This window comes from Propionigenium maris DSM 9537, assembly GCF_027925155.1.
In the GTDB taxonomy this organism is placed as follows: domain Bacteria; phylum Fusobacteriota; class Fusobacteriia; order Fusobacteriales; family Fusobacteriaceae; genus Propionigenium; species Propionigenium maris.
Genome location: NZ_BSDY01000054.1, coordinates 1 through 3,574, shown reverse-complemented (window position 1 = coordinate 3,574; position 3,574 = coordinate 1). Strand labels below are relative to the sequence as shown.

Sequence of the window (3,574 nt, the reverse complement as noted above, 5' to 3'; positions counted from 1 at the left end):
CAAGTAAGGAAGTATTGTCTCTTAAGGCTATGGAAGCCTTTGAGAAGGTAGCAGATGGTAAGGCTACCAAGATAATCATTCCATCGGAGCTTCAGTCTGTGGCTAATATAGCTACAGCATTTACAGCAGTATCCAAGGAAGATAAAAAACAGGGATAGAAAAAAGCCGGCATACGCCGGCTTTTATTATGCAACACTTTCAGATGGCTGGGCCTGAACCTCACCTTGTGGTCTGTTGTATTTCTTGTAGAATACTGTGAGAAGTATTACAGAAGCTACTATATATATAGATGCAGTTACATAGTATGCAATGGTATATCCATCTGGTCTTGAGAATAGGAACTTCATTCCAAGACCTCCAGCAATAAACTGAGCGGCTCCCTGAACTACAAAGATAACTGAACTGTATGCAGGTCTTAACTCCTTTCCTACAAACTCCATAGGAAGACTCTGCTGTACTGGCTGAGATGCGTTCATAAATCCAGATCTAAGGAAGAGTCCTACTCCTACAGCAAGAACCTTGTAAGCTCCAAAGGCAGCTCCATTGGCTATGATCATCATGAATGGTATAGAAACAAGGGCAAGTCCTCCAAGAGCCAGAACTCTACCGATTCTCTTAACGATCCATGGAGACACAGCAACAAATATCACCATAGCAAAGTACTGGTAGGAAACCAGTGTAGATGTAGTAGCTCTGTCGATTCCCATTCTGCTTAGGAATACAGGGAAGTATGGAGTTATTAAACATGCTCCCATTCTGATAAGGGCAACAAATAACAGGAAGAAGATTATGTACTTGTCTGAAAGAGCTTTCCAGTCGATCTTAGCCTTCTTTTCAGAGGAAGTATTTTCCCTTGCATAGTCCTTTACCTTCTCTCTTATCATAAGAATAGGAATAAATCCTATGGCAGCTACAATAACGTACATGAGAAGAACATCCTTGTGAGCTCCAATATACTGAGAAAGCTGATCTGGAGTAAATCCACTTACATTTTCAGTAAGGTCTCTGGCCTCTCCAAAGGAAAGGTTTAATCTAGATGCAAACCTTTTGGCAATAAGACGCCCTCCCATCCATGTACCTACAACCATTCCCAGGATATTGGTCCAGATGGAAGTGGAGAACACCTTAGGTCTCTCCTCCTCAGTGGTATAGCAGCTAAGGAAGGGGGGTAAAATTGCATCAAAGAAGCATACACCGATCATAACAAGGGCAGCACTGAAAAATACCATAGATAAACTTTTCACACTAGTAACCATATAAAGCCCTACTCCAATAGCCAGAGGTCCAGTAAGGAGGATCTTCTTATAACCTGCCTTTGGAATGAAGAGTAGAAGACCTGCTCCCCCTACAAATCCAACTCCCATGAGAACAGACATACTTGCAGCTACCTGTTTTGTAGCAGGTGAAGCATCTAGGAATGTAACCATAGCATCCAGAGCAACTCCTGAAAGGACACCCATAAGGGCATAGATAACAATAAACAACCACGTATTAATTTTCAATCTTTTTCTTTCTTCCATCTCTATCTCCTGTTGTTAAGTTTATTTTAGCCCACACAGAAAAATTTTTAACAGACGTCTGAATCTATGTGGGTTATTATATTTGTTTATTTTTTTGATACTCTCAACAATAACTTAATAGAATTATAGAACAGTTTTTACGAAAGTCAAGCAAAAAGTTTCTAAAGAGTATAGCCTTGTTATTTTTTTAACGAGAACAATTCAGTAAAATCAAGGTGTTAAGAAGGATTAAACAGCAAATATTTTTTTTCAAAAAAATTATTTTTTTGAAAATTACGTAGGGGTACAATACAGATTTGTTTATTATTAAATGTTGATAAAATCTAGTTTTGAAGAGAATTAAAGACAAAAAAGAACGTCGGTATATAGCGGAAAAATGTGAAGCATTTGTTGACATTTGTTAAATAAAGTGCTATTATTTTTTTAGGAATTTGAGCGAGCTGGATTAGGTGAGAGCCAGTATTCTGAATTTTTAAAAAATTATACAGTTCTTGATGAGCTGTGAAATATATTTGTTTGAGGGTTTTTGTGTTTTGGACATAACTATCGCTAAAGCAGATGTTTTGACAGGTATTTAAGATTAGGTTAGTTACTTACAAGTAGCCTAATTTTAAGTACCTGTTTTTATTTTATATAGGGAGATGAAGTAAAGATGAAGAAGATGAATCTGACAACGAAAATTTTAACTGGACTGTGTACCGGTGTGGCCTTTGGTATAGCTCTGAACCTCTACTCTGGCGGTGGAAGGGAGATAGTGGATGCCTATGTAATAGACGGGTTTTTAAGGCTTACAGGTGGAATATTTATTAATGCTATAAAGATGCTGGTTGTACCTCTGGTATTTGTATCTCTTGTGTGCGGAGCAGCAGATGTGGGGGATGTTAAGAAGATAGGAAGAATGGGTGGAAAGACCCTGGGAATCTATATGGTTACAACTGGTATGGCTGTAACCCTTGCCCTTATCCTGGGTAAGATATTTAATCCCGGAGTTGGGCTGGATCTTTCCAAGGTAGTATCTATGACTCCTAAAGTGGGAGAGAGCATGGGAGTGGTGGATATCATACTGAATATGGTTCCGAGAAACCCTGTGGCGGCCCTTGCCAAGGGAGAGATGCTTCCAATTATAGTCTTTGCCTTATTTACAGGAATCAGCATAGCTGCAACTAAGGGGGAGTCGGATGAGGTACTGAAGGTAGCTAAGGGACTCAATGCCATTGTAATGAAGATGGTTTCCTTTGTAATGTGTATGGCACCTATAGGGGTGTTCTCTCTTATCTCAAGGACCTTTGCTACTGCAGGAACGGAAGCTCTTCTTCCTCTAATGAAGTTTGTGGGAGTAACGGTTTTTGCTCTGGGAATGCATGTACTTATTACCTATATGGGAATGCTTAAGGTATTTGGAAGATTAAGTCTTAAAACCTTCATGAAAAACTATATCCCGGCGATAAATGTGGCCTTCTCCACATCTTCCAGCGGAGGAACCCTTCCAGTAAGTCTGGATTCAGCTAAGAAGTGCGGTGTATCTGAGAGTGTAGCTTCCTTCACCCTTCCCCTGGGAGCTACTGTGAATATGGACGGAACGGCTATAATGCAGGGAGTGGCAGTTATCTTTATCGCCCAGGTGTATGGAATAGACCTTACCTTTGGTCAGCTGGTTACTGTGGTGTTTACAGCTATCCTTGCTTCAGTGGGAACAGCGGGAGTACCGGGAGTTGGAATGATAACCCTTTCCATGGTTATCCAGTCTGTGGGACTACCTATGGAGGGAGTGGCTCTTATTATGGGAGTGGACAGAATAATAGATATGTTTAGAACAGTAGTAAATATATTAGGTGACGGTGTATGTACCCTTCTGGTGGCAAAATCAGAGGGGGAGCTGTGCCAAGCAACCTACAGTCAGGCTTAATTAGGGTCCCCTTCTGGGGACCTTTTTTTATTGTTAAGGAAAGTATAGAATTAAAAACCTAGATTTTTTAGGCTTAGGATTGGAAAAAACTTCAGATATAGTATAAAATAGATCTGATGCATATATTTAAGCATTACAAAATACCGTA

2 protein-coding genes are annotated in these 3,574 nt (G+C 39.9%); one reads left to right on the top strand and one right to left on the bottom strand.

Annotated elements, in window-relative coordinates; all coding sequences use genetic code 11:
* Positions 1–185: 185 nt before the first annotated feature.
* Positions 186–1,520 (bottom strand): MFS transporter, encoded by a 1,335-nt coding sequence (locus QMG11_RS19930; protein WP_281838208.1) that lies wholly within the window; start codon positions 1,518–1,520, stop codon positions 186–188.
* A 652-nt stretch (positions 1,521–2,172) separates the two neighbouring features.
* Between QMG11_RS19930 and QMG11_RS19925 the strand changes: the two genes are divergently transcribed.
* Positions 2,173–3,426 (top strand): dicarboxylate/amino acid:cation symporter, encoded by a 1,254-nt coding sequence (locus tag QMG11_RS19925; protein WP_281838207.1) that lies wholly within the window; start codon positions 2,173–2,175, stop codon positions 3,424–3,426.
* Positions 3,427–3,574 lie beyond the last annotated feature (148 nt).

Excerpts from the sequence above, each read along its gene's own strand:
- QMG11_RS19930 (WP_281838208.1), bottom strand. The coding sequence starts at position 1,520 with ATGGAAGAAAGAAAAAGATTGAAAATTAATACGTGGTTGTTTATTGTT.
- QMG11_RS19925 (WP_281838207.1), top strand. The coding sequence starts at position 2,173 with ATGAAGAAGATGAATCTGACAACGAAAATTTTAACTGGACTGTGTACC.